Annotated in this window: 21 protein-coding genes; 12 read left to right on the plus strand and 9 right to left on the minus strand. The window is 69.2% G+C overall.

Annotation, left to right across the window (positions count from 1 at the left end):
- Positions 1 to 15: 15 nt before the first annotated feature.
- On the minus strand, positions 16 to 813 hold the full coding sequence (locus ABAZ39_RS22725) for a glutamine ABC transporter substrate-binding protein (protein WP_040136027.1): 798 nt from the start codon (positions 811 to 813) through the stop codon (positions 16 to 18).
- A 286-nt stretch (positions 814 to 1,099) separates the two neighbouring features.
- Between ABAZ39_RS22725 and hutG the strand changes: the two genes are divergently transcribed.
- The 4 genes from hutG (at position 1,100) to ABAZ39_RS22745 (ending at position 4,870) form a co-directional block, all read left to right on the plus strand.
- Positions 1,100 to 1,900 (plus strand): N-formylglutamate deformylase, encoded by an 801-nt coding sequence (hutG, locus tag ABAZ39_RS22730; RefSeq protein ID WP_040136029.1) that lies wholly within the window; start codon positions 1,100 to 1,102, stop codon positions 1,898 to 1,900.
- A gap of 35 nt (positions 1,901 to 1,935) precedes the next feature.
- Entirely contained in the window at positions 1,936 to 3,324 is a 1,389-nt protein-coding gene (locus tag ABAZ39_RS22735) for a formimidoylglutamate deiminase (RefSeq protein ID WP_040137098.1), read from the plus strand.
- Positions 3,321 to 4,109 carry an IclR family transcriptional regulator gene (locus tag ABAZ39_RS22740; RefSeq protein WP_040136031.1) on the plus strand — a complete coding sequence of 263 codons (789 nt, stop codon included), beginning with the start codon at positions 3,321 to 3,323 and terminating at the stop codon, positions 4,107 to 4,109. Before ABAZ39_RS22735 ends, ABAZ39_RS22740 begins: the two co-directional genes overlap by 4 nt.
- A 158-nt stretch (positions 4,110 to 4,267) precedes the next feature.
- Positions 4,268 to 4,870 (plus strand): MliC family protein, encoded by a 603-nt coding sequence (locus ABAZ39_RS22745; protein WP_051658575.1) that lies wholly within the window; start codon positions 4,268 to 4,270, stop codon positions 4,868 to 4,870.
- A gap of 19 nt (positions 4,871 to 4,889) precedes the next feature.
- Here the strand turns inward: ABAZ39_RS22745 and ABAZ39_RS22750 are convergent, their stop codons facing one another.
- The gene (locus tag ABAZ39_RS22750; protein ID WP_040136033.1) at positions 4,890 to 5,465 is read right to left on the minus strand and encodes a HutD/Ves family protein; all 576 of its coding nucleotides are present in this window, start codon (positions 5,463 to 5,465) and stop codon (positions 4,890 to 4,892) included.
- A gap of 89 nt (positions 5,466 to 5,554) precedes the next feature.
- The gene (locus tag ABAZ39_RS22755) at positions 5,555 to 7,594 is read right to left on the minus strand and encodes a M3 family metallopeptidase (RefSeq protein ID WP_040136035.1); all 2,040 of its coding nucleotides are present in this window, start codon (positions 7,592 to 7,594) and stop codon (positions 5,555 to 5,557) included.
- A 631-nt stretch (positions 7,595 to 8,225) separates the two neighbouring features.
- Here ABAZ39_RS22755 and proV point away from each other — a divergent pair.
- The 3 genes from proV to ABAZ39_RS22770 are packed head-to-tail and all read left to right on the plus strand — an operon-like array spanning position 8,226 to position 11,301.
- Positions 8,226 to 9,422, plus strand: coding sequence for a glycine betaine/L-proline ABC transporter ATP-binding protein ProV (proV, locus tag ABAZ39_RS22760; RefSeq protein WP_040136037.1), 1,197 nt, complete (start codon positions 8,226 to 8,228; stop codon positions 9,420 to 9,422).
- A 2-nt stretch (positions 9,423 to 9,424) separates the two neighbouring features.
- Positions 9,425 to 10,363, plus strand: a complete 939-nt coding sequence (locus ABAZ39_RS22765; protein ID WP_040136039.1) for an ABC transporter permease — start codon at positions 9,425 to 9,427, stop codon at positions 10,361 to 10,363.
- Between the two features lie 41 nt (positions 10,364 to 10,404).
- Positions 10,405 to 11,301 (plus strand): glycine betaine ABC transporter substrate-binding protein, encoded by an 897-nt coding sequence (locus ABAZ39_RS22770; RefSeq protein WP_040136042.1) that lies wholly within the window; start codon positions 10,405 to 10,407, stop codon positions 11,299 to 11,301.
- Between the two features lie 25 nt (positions 11,302 to 11,326).
- On the opposite strand, the gene ABAZ39_RS33310 is transcribed toward ABAZ39_RS22770, so the two are convergent.
- From ABAZ39_RS33310 to ABAZ39_RS22785, 3 genes are all read right to left on the minus strand, one after another.
- On the minus strand, positions 11,327 to 14,647 hold the full coding sequence (locus tag ABAZ39_RS33310; RefSeq protein WP_063922710.1) for a PAS domain S-box protein: 3,321 nt from the start codon (positions 14,645 to 14,647) through the stop codon (positions 11,327 to 11,329).
- A 13-nt stretch (positions 14,648 to 14,660) separates the two neighbouring features.
- Positions 14,661 to 15,728, minus strand: coding sequence for an HD domain-containing phosphohydrolase (locus ABAZ39_RS22780; RefSeq protein WP_040136043.1), 1,068 nt, complete (start codon positions 15,726 to 15,728; stop codon positions 14,661 to 14,663).
- Positions 15,729 to 15,884: 156 nt separating this feature from the next.
- Positions 15,885 to 16,070, minus strand: coding sequence for an RSP_7527 family protein (locus ABAZ39_RS22785; protein ID WP_040136046.1), 186 nt, complete (start codon positions 16,068 to 16,070; stop codon positions 15,885 to 15,887).
- A gap of 460 nt (positions 16,071 to 16,530) precedes the next feature.
- Here ABAZ39_RS22785 and ABAZ39_RS22790 point away from each other — a divergent pair, with 460 nt between their 5' ends.
- The 3 genes from ABAZ39_RS22790 (at position 16,531) to ABAZ39_RS22800 (ending at position 18,396) form a co-directional block, all read left to right on the plus strand.
- Positions 16,531 to 17,211, plus strand: a complete 681-nt coding sequence (locus ABAZ39_RS22790) for a lysozyme inhibitor LprI family protein (RefSeq protein WP_040136048.1) — start codon at positions 16,531 to 16,533, stop codon at positions 17,209 to 17,211.
- A gap of 182 nt (positions 17,212 to 17,393) precedes the next feature.
- Complete coding sequence (locus ABAZ39_RS22795; RefSeq protein ID WP_040137104.1) at positions 17,394 to 17,813, plus strand: organic hydroperoxide resistance protein; 420 nt, start codon at positions 17,394 to 17,396, stop codon at positions 17,811 to 17,813.
- A gap of 127 nt (positions 17,814 to 17,940) precedes the next feature.
- A complete protein-coding gene (locus ABAZ39_RS22800; protein WP_040136049.1) occupies positions 17,941 to 18,396 on the plus strand; it encodes a MarR family winged helix-turn-helix transcriptional regulator in 456 nt (151 codons plus the stop codon).
- Positions 18,397 to 18,407: 11 nt separating this feature from the next.
- Here the strand turns inward: ABAZ39_RS22800 and ABAZ39_RS22805 are convergent, their stop codons facing one another.
- Positions 18,408 to 19,640, minus strand: coding sequence for a hypothetical protein (locus ABAZ39_RS22805; protein WP_040136051.1), 1,233 nt, complete (start codon positions 19,638 to 19,640; stop codon positions 18,408 to 18,410).
- A gap of 775 nt (positions 19,641 to 20,415) precedes the next feature.
- Between ABAZ39_RS22805 and ABAZ39_RS22810 the strand changes: the two genes are divergently transcribed.
- Positions 20,416 to 21,288, plus strand: a complete 873-nt coding sequence (locus ABAZ39_RS22810; protein ID WP_307832654.1) for a helix-turn-helix domain-containing protein — start codon at positions 20,416 to 20,418, stop codon at positions 21,286 to 21,288.
- A gap of 10 nt (positions 21,289 to 21,298) precedes the next feature.
- On the plus strand, positions 21,299 to 21,982 hold the full coding sequence (locus ABAZ39_RS22815) for a hypothetical protein (RefSeq protein ID WP_040136053.1): 684 nt from the start codon (positions 21,299 to 21,301) through the stop codon (positions 21,980 to 21,982).
- Positions 21,983 to 22,004: 22 nt separating this feature from the next.
- On the opposite strand, the gene ABAZ39_RS22820 is transcribed toward ABAZ39_RS22815, so the two are convergent.
- Together ABAZ39_RS22820 and ABAZ39_RS22825 are read right to left on the minus strand one after the other, a co-directional pair.
- On the minus strand, positions 22,005 to 23,045 hold the full coding sequence (locus ABAZ39_RS22820; protein WP_040136056.1) for a TRAP transporter substrate-binding protein: 1,041 nt from the start codon (positions 23,043 to 23,045) through the stop codon (positions 22,005 to 22,007).
- 15 nt (positions 23,046 to 23,060) lie between these two features.
- Positions 23,061 to 25,202, minus strand: a complete 2,142-nt coding sequence (locus tag ABAZ39_RS22825) for an adenylate/guanylate cyclase domain-containing protein (RefSeq protein WP_081863270.1) — start codon at positions 25,200 to 25,202, stop codon at positions 23,061 to 23,063.
- Positions 25,203 to 25,239: the final 37 nt, after the last annotated feature.

Genomic DNA, 25,239 nt, shown 5'->3' on the forward strand with positions numbered 1-25,239 from the left:
TCACAAAAATATCGATCACTTCTTGGCTTCGAACCACTTGTCGATGAGCTTCTGATAGGTGCCGTCGGCCTTCAGCTTGGTGATGGCCGCGTTCACCTTGGTCACCAGCTCGATGTTGTCCTTGCGCATGGCGAAGCCGTAATCCTCGGTGGTGAGCTGGTCGTCCAGCACCTTCACGCTCGGATGCGTCTGGGCGTAGAGCTTGGCGGCGGGCTTGCCGGTCACCGCGACGTCGGTGCGGCCGGTCTCGACCTGCCCGAACATCTCGGCGTTGGTCTCAACCTCGACGATCTTCGTCTTCGGGAAATGCTCCTTCAGATGGACGACCGACTTGGTGCCGATCTGCACGGCGGCGGTCTTGCCTTCGAGGTCGGCCGGGCCCTTCACGGCGGTGTTGTTCGCCTTGACCATGATGACGAGGCCGCCCGGATAGTAGGTGTCGGAGAAGGCGACGACCTTGCGGCGCTCCTCCGTGATGTACATGGCCGAGGCGATCATGTCGAAGCGGTTGGCCATGAGGCCGGGGATCAGGCCCTTGAAGTCGATGTCCACCCACTCGACGCCCTTGGTGGCGCCCAGTTCCTTGGCGATGGCCTCGACCAGCTCGATGTCGAAGCCGGTCTTCTTGCCGTCCTGCGAGAATTCGAAGGGCGCGAAGGTGGCGTCCACGCCAACGCGGAAGGTGCCGTTCTGCTTGATCGAAGCGATCACCGCGTCCTCGGCGCGGGCCGGGACGGACCCGGCGCCGACCATCGTGACGACCGCGGCGGCGGCGAAGGAGGCGGCGGCGAGAAACTTACCAAAGGACTTCATGGGTCGGAATTTCCCTGTTCGTTGCGCCTGCGTTGCCAGTTTCGGACGCCGGGGAACCCCCTTGCGCAGCGAGCGGCTTGGCAGCGCCATGTTTTGCCTATAAAACATATGTTGCCCAGGGAAAACAGTCGCGTCAACGCCGTTTGTCATACTGGAGCATGTCGGACGCCCTATGGCAACGCTGGTGTTGCGGCCACGTAACGCGAACGTCGCGGAAGCCGGGGGCGACCGAACAGGGACGCAGAAAGTTTTGCTGACAAAACACTTGTCGCACGGGAGAGAGGATATGGACGTTTTCGGGTTTCGCGCCGCGCGCCGTCCGGTGCTGGTCAGCCTGCCCCATGTCGGCACGGCGCTGCCGGACGGATTCATCGGCAGGTTGGTGCCGGAGGCGCAGGGCCTGCCCGACACGGACTGGCACCTGCCGCGGCTCTACGACTTCCTGGAGGATCTTGGAGTCGGGGTGATCCAGGCGCGCTTCTCGCGCTACGTCGTCGATCTGAACCGCCCCAGCAACGACACGCCGCTCTACAGCGGCGCCACCACGGGCCTTTGCCCGACGACCCTGTTCGACGGGGCGCCGCTGTACCAGCCGGGCGCCGAACCGAACGCAGCGGAGGTGGCGGAGCGGGTCACCCGCTACTGGGCGCCCTACCACGACGCCATCACCGCGGAGATGACCCGGCTGCGCGACCAGTTCGGGCGGGCGGTCCTGTTCGACGCCCATTCCATCCGCTCCGTCGTGCCGCGGCTGTTCGAGGGGCGGCTGCCCGACCTGAACATCGGCACCAACGACGGGCGCAGCGCCGATCCCGTGCTGAGCGAGCGGCTGGTCGCGGTCGGCGCGGATGCCGGGGCCGACGGCTTCACCCATGTCCTCAACGGGCGCTTCAAGGGCGGCCACATCACCCGCCATTTCGGGCGCCCGGCCGAGGGCTGGCACGCCGTGCAGCTCGAGATGGCGCAGGTGACCTACATGGAGGAGGATGCGCCCTTCGCCTTCGACGAGGCGCGCGCCGCGCGGATCCGTCCGCATCTCCGGCGCTTCATCGGAGCGATGGCCGATTGGGCGGAGGAGCGGGCGTGATGGAGGCGGCGATGGACAGCGTGACGGGGGACGGCATGAGCGGACTGTTCTGCGAGCGGGCGCTGCTGCCCGAAGGCTGGGCCTCGAACGTAGCGCTGCGCTTCGGCGCGCGGGGCACGCTGACGGCGGTGGAGCGGGACGCCTCCGCGGAGGGCCTCCCGCAGGCCGCCGGACCGGTGATCCCCGGCATGCCCAACCTGCACAGCCACGCCTTCCAGCGCGCCATGGCCGGGCTGACCGAATACGCCGGCGCGTCGGAGGACAGCTTCTGGACGTGGCGCGACGCCATGTACGGCTTCGTCCGCCGCATGACGCCGGAGGCGGCGGAGGCCGTCGCGGCGCTGCTCTACATGGAGATGGCGAAGCAGGGCTACACGGCGGTCGCGGAGTTCCACTACCTCCACCACGGTGCCGACGGGCGCCCCTACGCCGACCGGGCGGAGATGTCGCGCCGCATCCTGGCCGCCGCGGACACGGCCGGGATCGGCCTGACCCACCTACCGGTGCTCTACGCCCACAGCGGCTTCGGCGGCAAGCCGCCGTCCGACGGGCAGAAGCGCTTCATCAACGACGTGGACGGGCTGCTGTCCATCGTCTCCGCCATGCAGAAGGCCATGGGCGCGGAGCGGGCGGGCCGCCGCGCCGGTCTCGCCCTGCATTCGCTGCGCGCGGTGACGCCGGAGGAGATGCGCGACGCGCTGGCCGGCCTCGACGCGCTCGACCCCGGCGCGCCCATCCACATCCACATCGCCGAGCAGACGGCGGAGGTGGACGACTGCGTCGCCTGGAGCGGCAAGCGCCCGGTGGAGTGGCTTCTGGAGAACGCTCCGGTGGGGCCGCGCTGGTGCCTCGTCCACGCCACGCACGTGACCCTGGCGGAGGTGGACGGCATGGCGGCGAGCGGGGCCGTGGCCGGCCTCTGCCTGACGACCGAGGCCAATCTGGGCGATGGGCTGTTCCCCGCCATCCCCTTCCTGGCGCAGGGCGGGCGGTTCGGCGTCGGGTCGGACAGCCACATCAGCGTGTCCGCGGCGGAGGAGCTGCGCCTGCTGGAATACGGCCAGCGGCTGGTGCAGAGGCGGCGCAACGTGCTGCGCATCGGGGATTGCCCGTCCATCGGCGGCGGCCTCTACCGGGCGGCGGTGGCCGGCGGTGCGCAGGCGTTGGGGCAGCCGGTGCCCGGCGGCGGGATTCAGGTGGGCCAACCCGCCGACCTCGTCGTGCTTGACGCCGACAACCCGAAACTGCTTTCTCGGACCGACGACAGCCTTCTGGACGCCTATGTCTTCGCCAGCGACGGGCACGCCGTGCGCGACGTGGTCGCGGCGGGGCGGACCGTGGTGCGCGAAGGCCGCCACGTCCGGGAGGACGCCATCCGGGCCGCCTACCGGCGCGCCATCGAGGGGTTGCGCCGGGACACATGAGCGAAACGGATCCGAACACCTACATCGCCCCGGCGCTGCAGCGCGGGCTGGCCATCCTGGAGCTGTTCACGCCGCAGCGCCGGACCCTGTCCCTGACCGACATCGCCAAGGCGCTGGGGATCGGGCGGGCCTCGGCCTACCGGCTGGTCTTCACGCTGGAGCATCTCGGCTACATCGGGCGGGTGGGGGACGGCAAGTCCTACCGCCTGGCGCCGCGGTCGATGCAGCTCGGCTACCATTACCTGTCGGGGCTGGACGGGATCGAGGTGGCGATCCCCTACATCGACGGGCTGCGCGACAGCACGCAGATCTCCGCCCACATGGCGGTGCGCGACGGGACGGAGATCGTCTACGTCTACCGCGCGCACTCGCACATGACGCTGTCGAGCAACATCGCGGTCGGCTACCGCCTGCCGGCCCACGCCACCGCGATGGGGCGGATGCTGCTGAGCGGCCTCAGCGACGAGGCCATCGCGCAGCTCTACACCGGCGTGCGGCTGGACCGTTACAGCGACACCACGGCGGTCACGCTGACCTCGCTGATCCAGGAGGTGGCGGAGGACCGCAAGCGCGGCTGGACGATGAACCGCTCCTCCTTCGTGTCGGGGATCGTCGCCATCGCGGCGGCCATCCGCGACCACCGGGGCGAGGTCATCGCCGCCATCAACCTGTCCGGCCCCAGCGCCGTGATGGACCAGCCCGCCACGCTCGACCATCTGCGGACCAAGGTGGTGGAGACGGCCGACACGATCTCGCACCAGCTCGGCTACCTGCCGCGCGGCTGAGCGGCAACTGCCCAATTGACCCTCGCCCCTCTGGGGAGAGGGAGGGGACCCGCGCCGTAGGCGTGGGGAGGGTGAGGGGGATGCGCTTTTGCCGGGAGGTAGAACGCGGCATTCTGACCGAGTCGGAAGATTGCACGGGAGAAGCCCTATGCGTGCGCATCGCAACGCCCTGCGGATCGCTCTTGTGGCGACGGGTCGCATGGGGAGGCGCCGCCCTGGCCGCCAAAGCTGCCGCCCCCTCCTTCTCCTGCGCCAAAGTGGAGGCGGGCAGCATCGAGCAGACGGTCTGCACCGACGCCGGCCTGTCGGCGCTCGACCGCAAGCTGGCCGGCGTTTATGGCGAAGCCACGGCCAAGGCGGCGAACGAACACCCCCCGACACTGAAGGCGGAGCAGCGCGGCTGGATCAAGGGCCGGAACGACTGCTGGAAGGCCGACGACCGTCGTGCCTGCGTCGGCGAGCAATACCGCCTGCGCATCGCCGAGCTTCAGGCCAAGTACCGGCTGGTGCCCGCCATCGGCCCGGTCCGCTTCGCCTGCGACGGCCAAGCGGGCAACGAACTGACCGCCACCTTCTTCGAAACCGACCCACCGACGATGATCGCCGAGCGCGGCGACGCGGTGTCGTTGATGGTCGGACAGCCGGCGGCGTCCGGCGCCCGCTACCAGGGCCGCAACGAGAGCTTTTGGGAGCATCAGGGCGAAGCGCGGGTGACCTGGGGCTACGGCGCTCCGGAGATGACCTGCCGGAAGGCGCCGTAAGCCCTCACGCCGGGGCCCTCTACCCGCGCGCCGCGACGCGGGCGAGGATGGCGCAGGCTCCCGGCCCGGTCTCCAGCGTCGCGGCGGTGTCGTCCAGACGGGCGGTCCAGCCCGGCGACACCCGCGCCACGCTGTCGCCGGTGCGCAGGATCACCTCTCCGTCCAGCGCGTGGACCAGCGCCATGCCACCGGCCGGGATGTCCGCCGCCGTGTCGGCCGGCAGGATGTCGAGCCGGGCGTCGGCCCGCTCGCGGTCGAAGATCAGGTTGAAGTCGCGGATCGGCCCGTCCAGCAGGGCGCAATCCACCGCGGCGTCGCCGGAGAAGCGGAATGGCGCGGCGCGGTTGGTGACGGTCGCCGGGACGCCGTCCACGGTCAGCCGCATGCCGGCCCCCTCGACCACGGCGATCAGCCGCTCGTAACCGGTGAAGGCGGAGAAGGGGCCGGCCTCCGCCACGTCGGCGATGCTGATCCGCCACAGGAAGCGGCCGGCGGCGCCGGGCAGCTCCTGGAGGGCGATTTCGGTGGTCGTGCCGCCGCCGTTCTTCCAGGGCATGCGGCGGTAGCGGGCGGGGTCGAGAAGAGAAACAGCCATCAAAATCCTCGCGGGACGGGGGAGGGCGTCCGGCCCATCCCCTGTCCCTTGTCCTCGTGTGCGTGTCTGCGGCGCCGATGGGCGGCGAGTCAGGCGTCCCCGAGCGATTGGGTCAGGCCCCGGTGCTTGAGAAGCGCCTCGATGCGCGGCTCGCGTCCGCGGAAGGCGGTGTACAGCTCCATCGGGTCGCGGGTGTCGCCCGACGAATAGATCGTCTTCAGCTTCGCCGCAAGGTCGGGATCGAAGGGGTTGCCGGTTTCCAGGAACGCCTCGAACCCGTCGGCGTCGAGCACCTCCGCCCACAGATAGGCGTAATAGCCCGCGGCGTAGCCGCTGCCGGCGAACAGATGCTGGAAATGGGTCGGGCGGTGGCGAACGGCGATTTCCGCCGGCATGCCGATCTTGTCTAGCACCGACCGCTCGAAGGCGGCGACATCCGTGTCGGCGGCGTCGCTTCGGGTGTGGAACTCCAGATCGAGCAGCGCCGCCGCGGTGTATTCCACCGTGCCGAAGCCCTGATTGAAGTTGCGGGCGGCGAGCAGGCGGCGCAGCAGATCCTGCGGGATCGGCTCCCCGGTCTGGTGATGGCGGGCGTAGGTGGACAGCGTTTCCGGAACCGCCAGCCAGTGCTCGTAGATCTGCGAGGGCAGTTCCACGAAGTCGCGGCGGACCGAGGTGCCGGACTGGCTCGGGTAGCGCACGTTGCTGAGACAGCCGTGCAGGAAATGGCCGAACTCGTGGAACAGCGTCTCGGCGTCGTCGAAGCTGAGGAGCGTCGGCTCGCCCTTCGAGAAGTTGTTGTTGTTGACGATGATCGGCGACACCGCCCCGTCGAAATTCTCCTGGTCGCGGTAGCTGCTCATCCAGGCGCCGGAGCGCTTGGACGACCGGGCGAAATTGTCGTGCAGGAAAATGCCGACATGACGCCCGTCCTTTTCCGTCACCTCGTAGACGCGGACGTCCGGGTGGTAGACGGGCAGGTCGGGCCGCTCGGTGAAGGTCAGCCCGAACAGGCGCCCGGCGGTGTCGAAGGCCGCGCGCACCATGTTCTCCAGCACGAAGTAGGGCTTCACCTCCGCCTCGTCGATGTCGTACTTGGCCTGCCGGACCTTCTCCGCGTAATAGCGCCAGTCCCAGGGGGCGATCGGCTCGTTCATGCCCTCCGCCCGGGCGCAGTCCTGAAGCTCCGCGCGCTCGGCGGCCGCCTTCTCCTTGGCCGGTCCCCAAACCTGCAGCAGCAGCCATTCGACGGCGGAGGTGTCCTTCGCCATGCTGTCGTCCAGCTTGAAGTCGGCGTAGCTGGCGTAGCCCATCAGCTTCGCCTGCTCGGTGCGCAGCGCGACGATCTCCCGGATCAGCGGGCGGTTGTCGTGCTCGCCCTCATGCTCGCCGCGGCGGATCCAGGCCTCGTAGGCGACCTGACGCAGGTCGCGGCGGGCCGAGAAGGTCAGGAACGGCTCCACCGAGGAGCGGGCCAGCGTGATGACGTACTTGCCCTCCTGCCCGCGCTCCTTGGCGGCCTGGGCGGCGGCGTTGCGCGCGAAGTCCGGCAGGCCGGCGAGGTCGCTCTCCTCCAGGACGAGCTGCCAGTCCTTCTCGTCGTGCAGCACGTTCTGACCGAACAGCGTGTGCAGGGTCGCCAGCCGCTCGGTGATCGCGGTCATCCGCGCCTTGGCGTCCGGCGGCAGCAGCGCGCCGCTGCGCACGAATCCCAGATGCTGGCGCTCCAGAAGGCGCAACTGGTCGGGGGCGAGGTCCAGCGTGCCGCGCCGCTCGTAGAGTTCCGCGACGCGGGCGAACAGCGCCGGGTCCAGCGCGATGCGCATGGAATGCTGGGCGAATTTCGGCGCGTAGTCGCGGGCGATGGTCTCCAGCGCGTCGGTGGTGTTGCTGGAGTTCAGGTTCCAGAACACGCCGCCGACCCGGTTCAGGAAGCGCCCGCTGCGCTCCATCGCCTCGATGGTGTTGGCGAAGGTCGGGGCGTCGGAGTTTCCGGTGATCGCCGCGATCTCCGCGATGTTTTCCGCCATGCCATGGTCGAAGGCGGGCGGAAAATGCTCGGCCTGGATGCGGTCGAAGGGCGGCAGGCCGAAGGGCGTGGTCCAGGTTTCGAAGAACGGGTTGCTCATCAAGGCCCCTTGCTGACCGGAAACGGAAGACATGCAAGGACATGGTGCCGCAACCGGTCCGCCGCCACAACACACCGGTCGCCACAGGGCGCATCCCAGAACGGCGAAAATAGAAGGAACCGCGGCGCGGCATTAGGACAATAAGCCTTGAAATCCACGCTTGAACGACATTGATCCGGTGCCATACCCAACCGAGACATAAAAAGGCTTCAAATCTCTCCTAAAGTTTGTTAGCCTCTTGTCAGTGGCGGCCAGGAATTGTCCTCTTGAACGCGCTTCAGGAGCGCCATTCCGTGTGCGCATTTCCCTACAACCCCAGTCTGTTTCAGAGGTGACATCGGTATGCATGCATAGATAAATCTGTTTTCTTGTTCATATAGCCTTCAATTTCATGAGTCTTCGCTGTTTTTGCGTTTTCTCATGTAGCTTTACTTTCCCTGTGGTTGGCGGGAGGCGGTCGCGACGCGGCTGTCGAAATTGCTGGCGTGCGGACGAAAGTCCTTGCCTTGCGTGCCTCTCCACCCCGGCACGCCCCTGCTTCCCCCTGCTTCCAATGAAGGCTGCAAGACGGACCGGTCCCGTTCGGGCTCCGGAACCACACGCATTTTGCCAAGAGCGGAGGCATCAGCGCATGACCGCGAAAATTGCCGTAAACGGCGTCACCCGGATTTTCGGGCGCCACCCACGTCAGGCGCTCGACCTGCTGAAGGCGGGTCTTTCCAAGGAAGAAATCTTCAAACGCACCGACCAGACCGTCGGCGTCCTCGACGCCACATTCGAGGTCGAGGCCGGTGAAATCTTCGTCATCATGGGCCTGTCGGGCTCCGGCAAATCGACGCTGGTCCGCATGCTCAACCGGCTGATCGACCCGACCGCGGGCGAGATCCGGATCGACGGGCGGGACATCACCAAGCTGTCGCGCGCCGAGCTGACCGAGCTGCGGCGGCGCGACCTGGGCATGGTGTTCCAGTCCTTCGCCCTGCTGCCGCACCTGCGGGTGTGGGAGAACGCCGCCTTCGGGCTGGAGATCGCCGGGGAAAGCCTGAAGGCGCGGCGCGACAAGGCGCAGCAGGCGCTGGACGCGGTCGGCCTCGGCGCCTACGCGGAAAGCTTCCCGCGGGAGCTGTCGGGCGGCATGCAGCAGCGCGTCGGTCTGGCCCGCGCGCTCGCCAACGAGCCGTCCGTCCTGCTGATGGACGAGGCCTTCTCGGCCCTCGATCCGTTGATCCGCACGGAGATGCAGGACGAGCTGCTGCGCCTTCAGGCCGAACGGCAGCGCACCATCGTCTTCATCAGCCACGATCTGGACGAGGCGATCCGCATCGGCGACCGTCTGGCCATCATGGAAGGCGGCCAGATCATCCAGGTCGGGCGCCCGGACGAGATCCTCAAGCAGCCGGCCAACGACTACGTCCGCTCCTTCTTCCGCAACATCGACGTCACCAAGATCCTGACGGCGGGCGACATCGCCCGGCGCGATCAGGTGACTCTGATCCGCCACACCGGCGAAGGCCCGCGCGCCGCCGTCCGCCAGCTGCGCGAGCGCGACCGCGAGTTCGGTTACGTCCAGGATGGCCGCCGCCGCTTCCACGGCGTGGTGTCGGTGGAAACGCTGGTCACCGCCATCGAGCGGCACAACGGCTCCGCCACGCTGGACGAGGCGCTGCTTCCGGGCATCGAGCCGTTGCCCGTCGACCTGCCGATGGACGAGGTGCTGCCGCGCATCGCGTCGGCCCCGTGCCCGCTGCCGGTGGTGGATGGGCAGGGCGCCTATGTCGGGGCGATCTCCAAGACCGCCTATCTGGAAACCCTTGGACGGACGCGCTGACCATGGAATTCAAGCTTCCCATCGGCGATTGGGCCGACGCCGCCGTGATGTTCCTGCTGGACCACGCGCAATGGCTGTTCGACGGCATCGACCTCGTGGTCGGCGCGGTCGCCGACGGCGTCCAGGCCGCCCTGACCGCGCTGCCCGGCGTGGCGCTGGCCGCCATCGTGGTGGTGATCGGGCTGTGGCGGAACGGCTGGCGCTTCGCGCTGTTCGCCGCGGCCTCGCTGCTGGTCGTCGCCGGGCTGGGCATGTGGCACCAGACGGTGGACACGCTGGCCCTGGTGCTGACGGCGACCGCCATCGCCCTGACCATCGGCGTTCCGCTGGGCATCGTCGCCGCGCGCAACGACCGGGTGGAAACGGTGGTGCGCCCCGCGCTCGACCTGATGCAGACCATGCCGGCCTTCGTCTACCTGATCCCGGCGGCCATGCTGTTCGGGCTGGGCCGCGTGCCGGGCATCATCGCGACGATCATCTTCGCCATGCCGCCGGTCGTCCGCCTGACCAGCCTGGGCATCCGGCAGGTCCCGCACGAGCTGGTCGAGGCCGGCCTCGCCTTCGGCTGCACGCCGCGCCAGCTCCTGTTCAAGGTGCAGATGCCGACCGCGCTGCCGTCGATCATGGCGGGCATCAACCAGACCATCATGCTGTCGCTGTCGATGGTCGTCATCGCCTCGATGATCGGCGCGGGCGGCGTCGGCAACGAGGTGCTGCGCGGCATCCAGCGGCTGGACATCGGCCTCGGCGTCGAGGGCGGGCTGGCCGTAGTGATCCTGGCGATCCTGCTCGACCGCATCACCCAGAGTTTCGGAACCCCGGACGCGGGGGGACGCTCCCCCCGGTCCGCCTTGCGCTCCCTGCTGAGCCGCCGCCGCGCGGCGCAGCCGAAGGACGACGCGCACCTGTCTCCCACGCACGGAGTCACCGAAGCGGGATGAACCGCCATCCCCAAAACCATACAAAACAAAGGATTTTTTGCATGAGACGCACGTTTCTGAAGATGATGGCCCTCGGCGTCGCCGCCGTGATCGGCAGCACCGCCCTGTCCTCCGCCAGCATTGCCGCCGAGGACAAGAAGCCGGTCCGCATCGGCTGGACCGCTTGGTCCGACGCCGAGGCGGTGACCAAGCTCGCCCAACGCCTCATCCAGGAACGGCTGGATCAGCCGGTCGAGCTGGTGCTTGCCGACATCGGCCTGCAGTATCAGGGGCTCGCCAAGGGCGACCTCGACTTCATGATGATGTCCTGGCTGCCGACCACCCACGCCTCCTACCTGGACAAGGTGGGCAAGGACATCGTGCCGCTGGGCATGCTCTACACCCGCGCCCGCCTGGGCTGGGCCGTGCCGGACTATGTGCCGGAGGATCAGGTGAAGACCATCGCCGACCTCGCCAAGCCGGAAATCCGCGAGAAGCTGAAGGGCAAGATCCAGGGCATCGACCCCGGTTCGGGCCTGATGCAGGCGTCCGAGAAGGCGCTGAAGGACTACGGCCTCGACGGCTACGAGCTGGTGTCGGCCAGCGGCGCGGCGATGACCGCCGCGCTCGGCCGCGCCGACCGGCGCGAGGACTGGATCGCCGTCACCGCCTGGAGCCCGCACTGGATGTTCGCCAAGTGGAAGCTGCGCTACCTGGAGGACCCGAAGGGCTCGCTGGGCGGGCTGGAGCGCGTCCACGTCATGGCCCGCAAGAACTTCTACCAGGAGCACCCCAAGGTCGCCGAGTTCCTGACCCGGATGTATCTGCCGCTGGAGGATCTGGAGAAGATCATGCTGGAGGCCGACGCCACCTCCTACGACAAGGCGATCGACAATTACATCGCCAACAACAAGCAGCGCGTGGACTATTGGGTGACCGGCGAGATGCCGGCCTCCTGACCCAGCCCGAGGCTCTGTCCGCCCCCTACAAAGGTTCGGACAGAGCCTCGACGCTGTCCTTCAACACGCCCTCCAGGCATCCCGCCAGGGCCAGGGCCTCGTCGGGCGGCGCCTTTTCCAGCGCCAGCACGAGGTCGCCCAGCCGCTTTGCCCCCACGTTCCAGGACAGTCCCTTCAGCGTGTGGGCGGCGCGGCGGTGCTCCTCGCCGCTGGCCAGGGCGGCGCTGATCCGCGCCACCTGCTCCCACGCGGTGCGGGAGAAGCCTTCCACGGCCTCGGACCAGCATTCCGGACCGAGCGCCTCGGCCACGCTGTCCATCTGTTCGCGGTCCAGCAGGTCGGCCACCGGAACGCTTTCCGGAGCCGCCTCGGCAAACACCGTGGGCACCGCCTTGGAAGCGGGGCTGCCGACGACCGCGCGGATCGCCGCGTCGAGCGCCGCCGGACGCAAGGGCTTGGGAACGAACCCGTTCATGCCCACCGCCATGCATTCCGGAAGCGAACTGCCCGAGGCGTGCGCGGTCAGCGCGATCACCGGAACCCCGTTGCGCGGCGCCGGCAGGGCGCGGATCAGGTGGGTGGCGGTCAGCCCGTCCATCCCCGGCATCTGGATGTCCATCAGGACCACGTCGAAGGGCTCCTCCGACCGCTCCACGGTCCGCACCGCCTCGTCCCCATCGACGGCGGTGACCACGCTGTGCCCGCCGCGCACCAGCAACCCGCGCACGATGTCCCGGTTCACCGCGTTGTCGTCCACCGCCAGGACCCGCAAGGGGGGCAGGGGGACGGCCGGCGGCGCCTCCGCGGCATGGCGCAACGCCGCCGGATCGCCCGGCGCGCAGGCGGCCGAGAACTGGAACAGGCTTCCCTTGCCCGGCGCGCTGGTGACGGAAATCGTTCCGCCGAGCAGCCCGCACAGCTCCTTGCAGATCGCCAGCCCCAGACCGGTGCCGCCATAGCGGCGGGTGATCGAGCTGTCGGCCTGGGTGAAGCGGTCGAACAGCGACGGGATGGACTCCGCGGCGATGCCGATGCCGCTGTCCTCCACCTCGAACTCCAGAAGGAAACGCCCCTCCGGCAGGTCGGCGCCGCGGCGGGCGCGCACGGCCACATGGCCGGTGCCGGTGAACTTCACCGCGTTGCCGACGAGATTGAACAGGATCTGCCGAAGGCGGGCCGGGTCGGTGACCACCGCCTCGGGCACGGTGGGCAGCATGCGACAGGACAGGGACAGCCCCTTGTCCGCGGCCGAGGGCTGGAACACCGCCATCACCGCCTCCGCAAGGTCGGCGGGCGTGCAGGCCTCCTCCTCAATGGCGATCCGCCCGGCTTCCAGCTTGGAGAAATCGAGGATGTCGTCGAGCAGCCGCAGCAGGCTTTCCGCCGAGCGGCGGGCGACGCCGGCCAGACGCCGCTCCTCCGCATCCAGCCCCTCGCCGTCCAGCAGCGTCAGCGTGCCCAGCACGCCGTTCATCGGCGTGCGGATCTCGTGGCTGATGGTCGCCAGGAACTCGCTCTTCATCCGGTTGGCGTGTTCGGCGCTGTCGCGGGCGCGGCGCAGGTCGGCCTCGATCTGCTTGGCCTTGGACAGGTCGTGGAAGACGCCGATGAAATGCTCCCGCCCGCCGGCCCGCCAGCTCGACAGGGCGATCTCGGTGGGCACCAGAGCACCGTCGGCGCGCTGGACCGGCACCTCGCGGATCATGCCGCTCGGGCTGCCGCGGCCGCTTGACTGGTAGTCCCGGAACAGGCGGTCATGGTTGGCGGCGTGCCCGTCCGGCATCAGGGCCGTGACGTTCCGCCCGATCATCTCCGCCTCATGGTAGCCGAAGAGGGCCTCCGCCGCCGGGTTGAAGCCGGTGATCACGGCGTTCTGGTCGGTAACGACGATGGGCTGGCCGACCGCGGCGAACATGGCGCGGTAGCGCCGCTCGCTGTCGGTCAGCGACCGTTCCGCCCGCCGCCGCTCCGTCACGTCGGAGCCGGAGCCGCGGTAGCCGACGAAGGCGCCCTGATCGTCGAAGACCGGCTTGCCGCTGAGCGACCAGATCCGGGTGTCGCCGTCCGGTCCGTGGACCGCGAATTCGAAATCGCGGAAGGGTTGCCGGTCCTCCAGGACGCGGCGCTGCTCCTCCCAATGAGCACCGTCGCTGGCTTCGCGCAGGGCAATGTCCTCGCAGCGCCGGCCCCTGTACAGCTCCGGGTCGCGGATCGATCCGGCATAGGCTCCGGACACGCCGGCGAAGCACAGGTTGGCGTCCATTTCCCAGAACCAGTCGGACGCCGTTTCCGCGATGTCGCGCAGCTTCGTCTTGCTGGCGCGCAGATGGCGCGCCGCCTCGTCCAGCGTGGCATGGGCGCGCTCCTGGGCACGGCTTTGCAGCGTCACCAGCGAGGCCAGGACGAACAGCAGGGCGCTGGTCAGGCCCGCCCCGACGGTGTAGGCCCGCTGCCGCGCCCAGGTTTCGGCCATGAACTCCGCCTCGCCGAAGCCCGCGCTGACGATCAGCGGGTAATTCTGAAGGCTTCGGAAGCTGGTCAGGCGGGCCACCCCGTCGACGGGACTGACCGAGCGCAGGAAGCCTTGTGTTTTCTCCTGCGCCTGCCGCAGGATCGGCGACATGCCGAGGTCCAGTCCGATGATGCGGTCGTCCATGACGCTGCGCGCGCGCAGGACGCCGTCGCGGCCGATGATCGAGATGACGCCGTCATGGCCGACATCCAGATTGTCGAAGGTGCGCCCGAAATAGAAAGGGTCGAGCGAGGCGACGATCATCCCGCCGAACCCGCCGTCCGGAGCGTCGGCCTTGCGGCTGAGCTGGATCGACCATTTGCCCGACACCCGCCCGAAGACGGGGCGGCTGATGAACAGTCCCTGGACCGTTCCTTCCTTGTGCACGCGGAAATGCTCGCGGTCGGCCAGATTCACCCGGGCCGGGGCGTTGTCCACGCTGCTCTGGATCAGGTCGCCCTTTCCGTCCGCGTAGGCGAGCTGGAGCAGAAGGTCCGAATCCAGCGTCGCGTTCCGCATCACGTCGCGCAGCAGCGGGCTCTGGCTGCCCAGCCGGTACAGATCATAGCCGATGAAGGACAGGATGCGGTCGGTCCCGGCGATGGCCCGCGTGGTCTGTTCCGCGATGATGTGGGCCAGGTTGCCGGTGTCGCGCTCGGCCCGCTGCAGCGCGTCGCGCCGATCGCGCTCCGTCAGGTAGAAGGCCGCGGTCCAGGCCGCCGCGGTCAGCAGGATTGTGGCCATCCACACCCCGGAAACCAGCGCCCTGGACCGGAACGCGTAGGCCCGGTGGCCGTGTTCGGGCAGGGGAAGGGAAGCGGGGGTGTCCGGCATCGCGCCCTCCCGTCTAGCGGAACGCGGCGCCGTCCGTCCCGGTGAAATCCGGGTCGGGATGGGCGTCGTGAATGGCCAGGATGGACGTCCAGACGCGCAGGAAGGCGTCGACGCAGGCCGGGTCGAAATGGCTGCCGCTGTGCTCGAGGATGTAGGCCTTCGCGGTGTCGAGCGGCCAGGGATTCTTGTAGGGGCGGGCGGTGGTCAGCGCGTCGAAGACGTCGGCGATGGCGACGATGCGGCAGGCCAGCGGGATTTCCTCCCCCCGTAGGCCCTTGGGGTAGCCGGTGCCGTCGTACTTCTCATGATGGCCCAGCGCGATCTCCGCGGCCTCGCAGATGAGGGGGTGCTCGCCTCCCTGCAGCATGGCGTGGCCGATCGCCGGATGCTCGCGCATCACCCGCATCTCGCTTGCGGTCAGCCGGCCGGGCTTCAGCAGGATGGCGTCGGGGATGCCGATCTTGCCGATGTCGTGCATCGGCGCGGCCTCGGCCAGCCGGGCGCAGTCGTCGGGGTCCATCCCGAAACCTTCGGCGATGACACGCGAGTAGCTTGCCATCCGTTCGATGTGCAGGCCGGTTTCCGGGTCACGATACTCCGTGGCACGGGCGAGGCGGGCCACCAGCTCCTGCGCCTGCTGGCGGAGCTGGGCGGTCGCCTCCTCCACCCGGCTGCGCAGAACGGCGGCCTGATCGCACATCATCCGCTGGCCGAGCCGCAGGCGCAGAAGGTTCTGCGCACGGGCGAGCAGCTCCGGCACGATGATGGGTTTGGTCAGGAAATCGGTGCAGCCGCTTTCGAGGGCGGCCACCCGCAGCTTCACCGACGTGTCGGCGGTGATCATCACCACCGGAACGTCGGCGAGATGCCGCTGGGCGCGGATGCGCTCCAGCACGTCCATGCCGTCGAGGTCCGGCATGACATGGTCGATCAGGATCAGGTCGGGCGTGTTGACGGCCAACCAGTCCAGAGCCTCCAGCGGACTGCCCATGCCGATGGGCTCCGCGTCGTCGATCCGCCGGATGACCGCGCTGGTGATGAACAGCGTGGAGGGATCGTCATCGACGATTACAACCTGCATTTTTGCGCCCGACCCAGACCGCCATTTTGGGTATCATTAGAAAATGATAGCCAGCAAAATCTTAACGAATCTTGCTAAAATTGGTCATATGCGGGCGAAAAAGTCGCGGCCGGACCGTCCGGCCGCGTGCAGGTGACTTGTGGTATCGGGTGCGCCTCAGCGGGCGGCGGTCAGACCACCGTTGGTCGCAGCGCCGTTGGTCGCAACGCTCGGGCGGCTGAAGGCCGCGGCCAGACGGTGGAACAGGCTGCGCAGATAAGCGGCCCGCAGGGCTTCCGCCTGACGGCGGATGTTGCGCAGTTCCGTGGACGACAGAGGGTTCGCGAAGTTGTCGGCGTTCATGGCTGTCCTCATGGCGGCCTTGAAGGCCGCGGTTCGATGGGAATGTCTCTGGCTGTGCCGCTCGGGCGCCGGAGTCGACGGCTGGCCGTGGAAGGGGCCTGCGCGATTCCGGCGGAGGGGCGGTGCTGCCTGCCTGGATATATTGACACCACCACCCCGAAAGACGACGCGCCGATAACGCATGGCTTCCATTACTATGATGCAGCGCACAACCAAGAATAAAAGGGAGCATCATCACTCAAGAATGCAAGTCTTCGCAGCGCTGTTAAAAGACTTGGTCGCAGCGCTGTGATGATGGAAACTTCCGCAGCGCTGCGAAGCGCGGATTTCCTGCCTTCCCGGCCGGAGAGGAACACACCGGACCGGATGATCGCCGAGGACGGGTTGACCGCACTCCGCCGCCGCGGCAGAGTCGACGACGCCCCTCGAAGGAAGGGGAATCCGCCGAAGGGGAATCCGCATGCTCCGCCCAGCGCTGCTCGCCCTTGGCCTCCTGGCGCTGCCGACCGCCGCAGCGGCGGCGGGTTTTCCCTGCTCCAAGGCCACCACCCCGACGGAAAAGGCGATCTGCGCCGATCCGGCGCTCTCCGCTCTGGATGAGCGGCTGGCCGCGACCTACCGCGCCGCCCTGGAGCGCCTGTCGGGCGCCAGCCCGGAGGAGGGCGCCGCCGGGGCCGCCGTGAAGGCCGACCAGCGGGCGTGGCTGCGCGAGCGCGACTCCTGCGGCGCCGACGCGACCTGCCTGCGCCGCGCCTATGACGGGCGCATGGCGATCCTGTCCTTCCGCAGCGATCCCGCCACACCGCCGCCGCCCGTCGGGCGCTACGTTGGCCGCTTCGACCATGAGGGGTTCATCGGCATCGCCGCCCTCGCCCTGCGCAACGGGACGGTCGCCGTCAGCGTCAGCGGCGCCGAGCCCACGGCGGGGCGCTGGGTGTGCAACTTTTCCGGCATCGGGCGGCTGGACGACCAGGGACGGCTGACGGTCGGCACCCCCGACGCGGAGGGCGGCGGCCTGATCCTGGTCGCGGAGGAGGGCGGCGGGATCGCCATCCCCGATCTGGAGCCCAACCGCGCCGCCAACGGCTACTGGTGCGGCCACAACGGCAGCTTCATCTGGACCTACCGGCGCGTTTCCTGATCCGCGCCGCCTTGCGAAGCGCGTGCCCCGACGCCATTCCGACGATGCATTGCGCGCAATTCAATAGCGCATGACAAAATACATTGCGCGCAATTCGATTTTGCGTGATGGTTTCCCTCGACAACAAGCGGCAACCCGCTTCCCCGATCGAAACGATCCATCTGTTCGAAGGAGTGCAAACAATGAAGATCCTCTACACGACCAAGGCGACGGCCACCGGCGGGCGTGACGGCAAGGCGGAGACCGACGACGGCCTGCTGTCGGTGGCGCTGGCCGCCCCGAAGGAGCTGGGCGGCAAGGGTGGCGCCACCAACCCCGAGCAGCTGTTCGCCGCCGGCTATTCGGCGTGCTTCCTCGGCGCCATGAAGTTCGTCGGCAACCGCGACAAGATCGCCGTTCCGGCGGACGTGACGGTGACCGCCCAGGTCGGCATCGGCCCGCGCGACGACGGCGAGGGCTTCGGCATCGCGGTGGACCTCACCGTGTCCCTGCCCGGCCTGGACAAGGCGGCGGCCGAGGATCTGGTGGCCCGCGCCCACAAGGTCTGCCCCTACAGCCACGCGACCAAGGGCAACATTGCGGTGAGCACGGCCATCGCGTAAGAGGGCGCGTCACTGGGCGCATAACAGGGTTTCATGCTCGCGGGCGTGTTGCGTGCCATACCCCCATGCGCTATGGGGTCGCGCGCAACAGGCCCGCGACGCGTCCCTGGCTGGGAACCCCCGAACGATGAGCACCGAGAACGACAACCCGCTGCTGCTGGCCAACCAAGCCTGCTTCGCCCTCTATTCGGCGAATCTGGCGATGGCGCGGGTGTACCGCCCGCTGCTGGAGGCGCTGGAGCTGACCTACCCACAGTATCTGGTCATGCTCCTCCTCTGGGAACAGGACGGCCAGACCATGAAGGCGCTGGGGGAGCGGCTGCTGCTCGACAGCGGCACGCTGACCCCGCTGCTGAAGCGGCTGGAAGGGCAGGGGCTGGTCACCCGCGGGCGCGACCCGGCGGACGAGCGGCTGGTGCGCATCCACCTGACGCCGCAGGGCACCGCGCTGCGGGAGCGGGCGACGGCGCTGCCGGAGCACATCGCGGCGGCGGCGAACTGCCCGCTGCCCGACCTCGCCGGTCTGCGCGACGCGCTCCTGAGCTTGCGCGACTCGCTGAACGCCGCCGCCGACCGGGATTGAACCCGGCCTCGTCAGCCGGCCTCGGCCATCGGCAGACGCGGCGGCTCCTCGGTCAGCCGCTTGGCGCGGCGGGCGCGGGTCTCCACCGTCGCGGCGGGCGTGACCGGCACGAAATCGGTGGGCCGGCGGTCGTCGCCGGTGATCGCCCGCATAGCCGCCACATTGGCGTTTTCCACCGCCTGCGCCTTGCGCACCTGGGCCAGGAACTTGGCGCTGGGCAGCATCACGTAGGTGATCCCCTCGATGCGGGCGCCCACCTTGTCGTAGAGCTTCTCCGCGCTGGTCAGGATTCCCTCCTCGACCAGGGCGTCCACCGCGGAAGTCACCGCGCGCAGCGTGTCGCGGCGGCGGCTCCACACGTTCATGCCGCTGTTCTTGATGATCTCGTCCGCCGACAGGGTCATCGCCCTGGCACCCAGATCGCCCGGCGCCTCCGCCCCCGAATAGTCGTACTCGGCGCTGAGACGGTTGTAGAGCCAGCGGGACACCGGGCTCTTCAGCCGCATCAGCCATTGGTAGCTGACCGGCTTGAACTCCAGGTTCCGGATGGCCGAGGAGACCAGCGGGTTGAACTGCAGGTGGGTTTCCTCGTCGCCCCCCTCGTCGCCGATCAGGTCGGGGCGGGAGCGGATGGCCAGCACCGGGAAGGCCGTGGATTCCAGCAGGTTGGCCCCGCGGCCCTTCTTCACCCCCTCCGCCGGCTTGCCGATGATGATGCGCGAGCGCGCCAGGATGGTCAGCGATTCGCGGATGTCGCGGATCGACAGCGTGTGGCCGACCGCCTTCAGCTCGCGCTGAATCTCGTAGAGGGTGAAGCGCATCTGGACCTTATCGCGGTTCTCGCCGCCCAGCGACAGGCGCGAGCGGTCCATGGCGAGGCGGCGCACCACATGCTCCACCACCTGCTCGCGCTCGGCGGGGAAGACCTCGTACTCGATCTCGGTCTGGCCGTCGGCCTGGGCGGTCCCGTCGTCGCGGTTGACCATGTCGCGGTTGACCATCTTGGTCAGACGGGCGGGCTGGATGGTCAGGTGGAAGGTGCTGCCGTGATAGGTGAACTCGCGCTTGATCGACGCGACGAAATTGCCCTTCGCCGGCGCGGTCTCCGCGGACCGTCCGCCGTCGCGCGAGGCGAAGACGTAGCGCGGCGCCAGATCGTACAGCGCGATCAGGTGCGACTGGGAGCGGTCCTCCAGCTCGAACAGAACCAGTTGCAGCGCGCCGGGTGTCGCGATCTTGCTCATCCAATCCCTCCTTGCCCGGCTATGACCATGCGGCGGCGGGCGCGCGCTGACAACCGCTTCGTGATGGGCGACCTCCTTCGGTATGGAGCCTTTGCCCGCACCCATGGAGCGATAGCCCGCGGGTATGGAGCAACAGCCCGCGCTTTTCCGGCACAGCGTTGAGATCCTTCGACTCTGTCGGCGACTCCGCCGCCCGCGGCGAATCGCTCCACACCGGCGAGGGTCAAGGCGCGGACCAAGGCGCGGGCTATCGCTCCATGACCGCGAGTCTCCCCGCGAGTCGGAACTCCATGGGCCGGACCGGCGAAGCGCGAGCAAAAGCTCCATCCCGTGCTCGCCACCGGATGACGGCCCGAGGCACGGGGAGACGGCAGGGCGCGGGCTATCGCTCCATACTCGCGGGCTATCGCTCCATAGTGCGCGGGCGGAGCGCCGTCCAAACGCGGGCTGTTGCTCCATGATCCAGCGTGCCAGCCGCGGGCCATCGCTCCATACGTCCGAATCCGGAGGCGCGGGCTACCGCTCCAGGACCGCGGGTTCCCGCTCCAGGATTCCGATTCGGCGATGAAGCGCGGGCTGTCGCTCCATGGCGGCGGGCAATGGCTCCAGGAGCGCGGGCCAGGGCTTCAATGGCGCGGGCTACCGCTCCATGCCCGGCTATGGAGCGACAGCCCGCGGTTTGAAGAGCCGCGCGCCACTGGGAATCCTGATCCGCAAAGCCACCGGCCCGCAGTCCGTGCGGAGCCGGCCCCGACAGCCTTGCGGAGACCGCATCATGACACCCCGCGACGACACACCCATGGGCATCCCACCGGGTGACGCCCCACGAGAATCCGGCCCGCCCGCCGACACCGGGCGGTGGGGCCGGATTCCGGCCTGGTGGCTCGGCCACCCCGCCATCGACGCCGATGGTCTGGCCGTCCTGGCGGCGTTGGCGACCTACGCCAACGCCCGCGGCGAGTGCTGGCCGTCCCAGGCGACGCTCGCCACCGCGCTGAAGCGCAGCCGCAGCACGGTGAACCGCATCCTCGGCCATCTTGCCGAATCCGGGGTGATCGCGAGGGAGTCCCGCCGCTCCGCCTCGGGCGGGCGTCTGTCCTGCCTGTACCGGCTGCGGATGGTTCCCGACGACGAACCGAAAACCGCGCCTGTCGCGGAGGCCCGGACCGGAACGCCCCCTGTGCAGCCGCCGGCCAAGGATGTCGCTCCCACCGACTCCCCATGTGCGCCGGTGCTACAGAAACAGCCGGAATCCGAACAGACTCCGGACTCGCACGCTTCGCGCGGGCCAGCCCAGACGGTGCCGGACGGTTGGATGCCGGATGCCGAAGACCGCGCCTGGGCCGAAAGCCGCTTTGCCGGGGTCGATCTCGACCGCCACGCCGAAGGATTCCGCCTGCGCTGCCAAGCCCACGGCTACCGCTACCGTGACACCGGAGCCGCCTGGAAAGCCTGGCTGACGCAGGACGCCGCCGCCGGCAAGGCGCCGCTGCTCCGCTCGACCGACCGCGCCGCCACCACAAGGCCGGCGCCCGCCGCGCCGGTTCCCGAACAGAAGCTCGGCGCCTGGATGGCCGCCGCGGCGAAGCTCAACGCAAGCCACGGCGTCGGCATCACCCCGCAAGCCCACCCGAATGTCTGGAGTTGAAGGACAGGCCATGACCGCACAGCCACGATCCGCTCCACCCGGAGCTTCCAACCCATCGGTCGTGACACACCTGCCGTCCCGTCCGCCGCTTCCCTTCGATCCCGCCGCCCCCGCCCATGAGCGCGGTCTGGCGCTGGCCTCGGCGTTGCCGGTGCCGCTCAGGACCGTCCTCGCCTCCGGGCGGGTGGAGCGTCGGCCGCGATTCGGCGATCGCGGTTTCGACGGGGTGACGGAGGACTGGAGCCCGCCCGACGGGGTGACCGCCCAGCACGCGCTGATGGCGCGGCGCGCGCTCGACGAGTTGACCGGCTCCATCCTCGCCCCGGCGACGCCGGACCATCTGCTGGCCCGCATCCTGGCCCTGCTCAGCCACTACCCGGCCAAGGGCACCACGCCGGAGGTGGAGCATCTGGTCGCGCTCGACTGGGCGGAGGACCTCGGCGAGTTCCCGGCCTGGGCGGTCGACGCGGCGGCGCGGACCTGGCGCCGCACGCAGAAATGGCGCCCGTCCATCGCGGAGATGCGGGCGCTGTGCGAGGAGGCCTGCGCGCCGGAATGGGCGCTGGCGCGGCGGCTGTCGGTGATCGCGGTGGCGGGAAGCGCGTCCGGAGACGGGGCGGGCGGGGGGACGGGCCACGGCCGTGCCGGCCGGCTGCGCGCGCTGGCCGGGGGAGCGGTCCGGCGGATGGGATGAGCTGACCGCCCGGCTGCGCCGCTTACGGCGTCCACTCCTCGCGGATCGCCCGTTCGAAGGCGGCCAGCATCTCCACCCCTTCGGCGCCGAACCGCCGCTCGATGGCCTGCCGCACCGCGGGCTGGGTCACCTTGCGGAACGCCTCCGCTTCGCGCGGGGTCAGCGTGTGGACCTCCATGCGCTGCGCCAGCGGCGGCAGGCCGCGGTCGGAGGATTCGATCAGACGGCTGAGGCCGCGGCTGGCGACGACGCCCAGCCGGGCGGCGTTCGTCACGGCCGCGCGGTCGCTGGGGGCGAGGTCGTCCAGGAACTTGGCGTTTATCACCCAGACATAGGGGAGGAACAGGTGGTTGCTCAGCGTCAGGTGACGCTGCACCTCGTCGAAGCGTGCGAAGCGGACGATCGGCACCGGGTTCATCTGGCCGTCCACCGCGCCGGTGCCCAGCGCGTTGTAGAGGTCCGACCAGGCGACGTTGACCGGCGTGCCGCCGAGGCTGCCGATCATGGTGCGGTGCGTCTCCAGATCCATGGTGCGGATCTTCAGCCCCTTCATGTCCTCGGGCTGGCGGATCGGGCGCTTGGAGTTGGTGATGGTGAACAGCCCGCCGGGATCGCCGAAGCCCAGCACGGCGAGGCCGGCCTTGCGCCGGACCTCCTCGGCCAGCCGGTGGCCGAAGGGGCCGTCGAAGACGTCGTAGGCGTTGGCGACCGAGGAATAGGCAAAGGGCAGGTCGATGACCGCCAGCATCGGGTAGAGCGGCGCCACCCCACCGACCGAGGAGATGGCCGACTGGATGGTCCCCTGGCGGACCAGCTTCACCGCGTCGCCGTCGCGGCCCATCTGGCCTTCGGGAAAGATCTCCACCCGCACGCGCTTCTCGGTCGCCACCTCGACATGATTCTTGAAGACGATCGCCATGGCCCCGGCGGTGTTGTCGAAGGCGTCGTTGCGGTTGGGGTGGGCCAGCTTGATGACCGTCTCGGCGGACACCCCGGCGGCGGCGAGCGCCAGCGCCAATACCGTGCAGGCGGCCAACAGCCGCGCCGTCCATCTGCTTTTCATCGCGTCCTCTTCTGGCTACTTGGTCTTGAAATGCTCGGCGGGGTCCCAGCCGTCGCCGGGCGGGTCGGCGATCAGCCGCTCGCAGCGCGCGATGTAGAGCCGGGCCAACGCCGCCACCTCCGGCTCGTCGGCCAGCGGCCGCAGCAGGTCGAGCGCGGCCGACCAGCGCCGGCCGCGGTAGAGCGAGACGGCGACGTGCCACTGGCGGCACAGGTCGTGGGTTTCCGGCGGGCGGGCGAAGGCCGAATGCGGGTCGAGCGCGCCGACAAGTTCGAACAGCTCGATCGGCGCCGACAGGCCCGAAGGCACGGCGAGATCGACGGGTCGGAACAGGAAGCGCCCGCGCACCGCGTGCTCCACCGCTCCGGTGACCAGGATGCTGGTGCCGTAGACCTTGTTCAGCCCCTCGATGCGCGAGGCGAGGTTCACGTGGGAGCCCAGCGCCGTGTACTGCATGCGGTCGGAGGAGCCGACGTTGCCCACCACCACCTCCCCCAGATGCAGGCCGAAGCGGGTCGGCATCGGCGGCATGCCGGCGGCGAGGCAGGCGTCGTTGATGGCGCGGTTGACCGACAAGCAGCCGAGAGCGGCGAGGCAGGCATGCTCCGCATGGTTCGGGTCGGGGCGCGGCGCGTTCCAGAAGGCCATGATGGCGTCGCCGATGAACTTGTCCACCGTGCCGCCATGGCCGTGGATGCAGGCGGTCATCCGCTCGAAATAGGTGGTCAGCCGGTCCAGCACCTGTTGCGGCGGCATGGACTCGCTGGTCGCGGTGAAGCCGGCGATGTCGCTGAACAGGATGCTGAGGGGGCGCGTCTCGCCGCCCAGCTCGCCTCCGTCGCCGGTCACGATGATGTCGCGCACCAGCGCCTTGGGCACATAGGCGCCGAAGCGGCGCAGCCCGCCCTTCATGGCCTCCACGGCGCCGGCCAGCTCCGCCACCTCCTGCACGCGGGTGCGGACGGCGAAGCGGCCGGTCAGGTCGAAATGGCGGATGCGCTTGGTCTCCGACACGATGTCCTGCATCGGGCGGGTCAGCCGGTGCGACAGCCACAGCAGCAGCAGAACCGACACCGCCAGCAGGCCGGCGCCGATCACCACGATGCGGTAGGTGGCGCGGCGAAGCGAGCCGACGAACTCGTCCACCTCCACCGCCACGCCGACCGTCCAGCCTCGGCCGATTCCATCGGTCAGGGGCGCGAACTCGACGATGTAGTCGCGGCTTTGCGGCCCCAGCGGGGCGATGAAGCGGTCGCCGGCCCCGCTGTTGCGGCGCTCCACCGCCTCGGCCAGCACCGGATCGGGGAAGGACGCGGTGGTGTGGAGCGCCGCCGCAGCACCGTCGCCGCCGACCAGCAGGTCGGCCCGGTTGTGGCAGATCACCCGCCCGGTGCCGTCGATCACGAACACCGCCCCGGAGGGGCCGATGCGCAGGGCGTCCAGCCGGGCCGCCAGCCGGTCCAGCGAGACGTCGGCCCCGATGGTGCCGATGGGCACCCCGTCGTCAGTGGCCATCCGGTAGGAGACGGTGACCACCGGCCGGCGGGTCGCCGGCAGGACGAAGGCGTCGGACATCACCGCCATCCCGGCCTTCTGCGCCGCCACGTACCAGGGGGCGGTGCGCGGGTCCTCCGTCGCCTCCGACCGCTCCACGCCGGTGACCTGCCCCCAGGAGCGCAGGTAGAAATAGGAGTCGGCGAACCGGCCCGAACTGGAATCCTGCATGCGCAGGGCGAGCGCGCTGCCCGGCGGCGGCGCGGCGGGGCCGAAACGCCCGCCGTCGGGGGCCAGCCGCACCATCTGGAAGAAGGCGCCGTCCCCGGCGAAGCCGACATAGAGCGAGGCGAGCTGCGGCAGGGTGGCCAGGGCGTCGGAGAAGTAGCGCAGCGATTCGATGCGGCGCAGCCCGTTGCGGTCGATCCGCCCGAAGCCGGCCATCGCCTCGGCGACGCGGGCCACCGGGCTGACCAGACCGTTCAGGTCGTTGGTGACGGTCTGGGTGGTGCGCGCGATGGACTGGGACGCCACCTCCAGCGCGGTGCGGGAGTTCTCATGATAGAGGTAGCTGAGCATCACCGCGATCAGCGGCACCGTCGTCAGCAGGAAGGCCAGCGCGATTCCCACGCGCAGGCGTATCCGGTACGGCGTTTGGGACATCGGGCGGTCTCCGGAGGGCCAAAGGAGCGGTGACAAG

It is taken from the genome of Azospirillum argentinense (genome assembly GCF_000632475.1).
GTDB classification, from domain to species: domain Bacteria; phylum Pseudomonadota; class Alphaproteobacteria; order Azospirillales; family Azospirillaceae; genus Azospirillum; species Azospirillum baldaniorum.

Coding starts and splice junctions, on each gene's coding strand:
- ABAZ39_RS22725 (WP_040136027.1), bottom strand. CDS start 813: ATGAAGTCCTTTGGTAAGTTTCTCGCCGCCGCCTCCTTCGCCGCCGCC.
- hutG (WP_040136029.1), top strand. CDS start 1,100: ATGGACGTTTTCGGGTTTCGCGCCGCGCGCCGTCCGGTGCTGGTCAGC.
- ABAZ39_RS22735 (WP_040137098.1), top strand. CDS start 1,936: ATGAGCGGACTGTTCTGCGAGCGGGCGCTGCTGCCCGAAGGCTGGGCC.
- ABAZ39_RS22740 (WP_040136031.1), top strand. CDS start 3,321: ATGAGCGAAACGGATCCGAACACCTACATCGCCCCGGCGCTGCAGCGC.
- ABAZ39_RS22750 (WP_040136033.1), bottom strand. CDS start 5,465: ATGGCTGTTTCTCTTCTCGACCCCGCCCGCTACCGCCGCATGCCCTGG.
- ABAZ39_RS22755 (WP_040136035.1), bottom strand. CDS start 7,594: ATGAGCAACCCGTTCTTCGAAACCTGGACCACGCCCTTCGGCCTGCCG.
- proV (WP_040136037.1), top strand. CDS start 8,226: ATGACCGCGAAAATTGCCGTAAACGGCGTCACCCGGATTTTCGGGCGC.
- ABAZ39_RS22765 (WP_040136039.1), top strand. CDS start 9,425: ATGGAATTCAAGCTTCCCATCGGCGATTGGGCCGACGCCGCCGTGATG.
- ABAZ39_RS22770 (WP_040136042.1), top strand. CDS start 10,405: ATGAGACGCACGTTTCTGAAGATGATGGCCCTCGGCGTCGCCGCCGTG.
- ABAZ39_RS33310 (WP_063922710.1), bottom strand. CDS start 14,647: ATGCCGGACACCCCCGCTTCCCTTCCCCTGCCCGAACACGGCCACCGG.
- ABAZ39_RS22780 (WP_040136043.1), bottom strand. CDS start 15,728: ATGCAGGTTGTAATCGTCGATGACGATCCCTCCACGCTGTTCATCACC.
- ABAZ39_RS22785 (WP_040136046.1), bottom strand. CDS start 16,070: ATGAACGCCGACAACTTCGCGAACCCTCTGTCGTCCACGGAACTGCGC.
- ABAZ39_RS22790 (WP_040136048.1), top strand. CDS start 16,531: ATGCTCCGCCCAGCGCTGCTCGCCCTTGGCCTCCTGGCGCTGCCGACC.
- ABAZ39_RS22795 (WP_040137104.1), top strand. CDS start 17,394: ATGAAGATCCTCTACACGACCAAGGCGACGGCCACCGGCGGGCGTGAC.
- ABAZ39_RS22800 (WP_040136049.1), top strand. CDS start 17,941: ATGAGCACCGAGAACGACAACCCGCTGCTGCTGGCCAACCAAGCCTGC.
- ABAZ39_RS22805 (WP_040136051.1), bottom strand. CDS start 19,640: ATGAGCAAGATCGCGACACCCGGCGCGCTGCAACTGGTTCTGTTCGAG.
- ABAZ39_RS22810 (WP_307832654.1), top strand. CDS start 20,416: ATGACACCCCGCGACGACACACCCATGGGCATCCCACCGGGTGACGCC.
- ABAZ39_RS22815 (WP_040136053.1), top strand. CDS start 21,299: ATGACCGCACAGCCACGATCCGCTCCACCCGGAGCTTCCAACCCATCG.
- ABAZ39_RS22820 (WP_040136056.1), bottom strand. CDS start 23,045: ATGAAAAGCAGATGGACGGCGCGGCTGTTGGCCGCCTGCACGGTATTG.
- ABAZ39_RS22825 (WP_081863270.1), bottom strand. CDS start 25,202: ATGTCCCAAACGCCGTACCGGATACGCCTGCGCGTGGGAATCGCGCTG.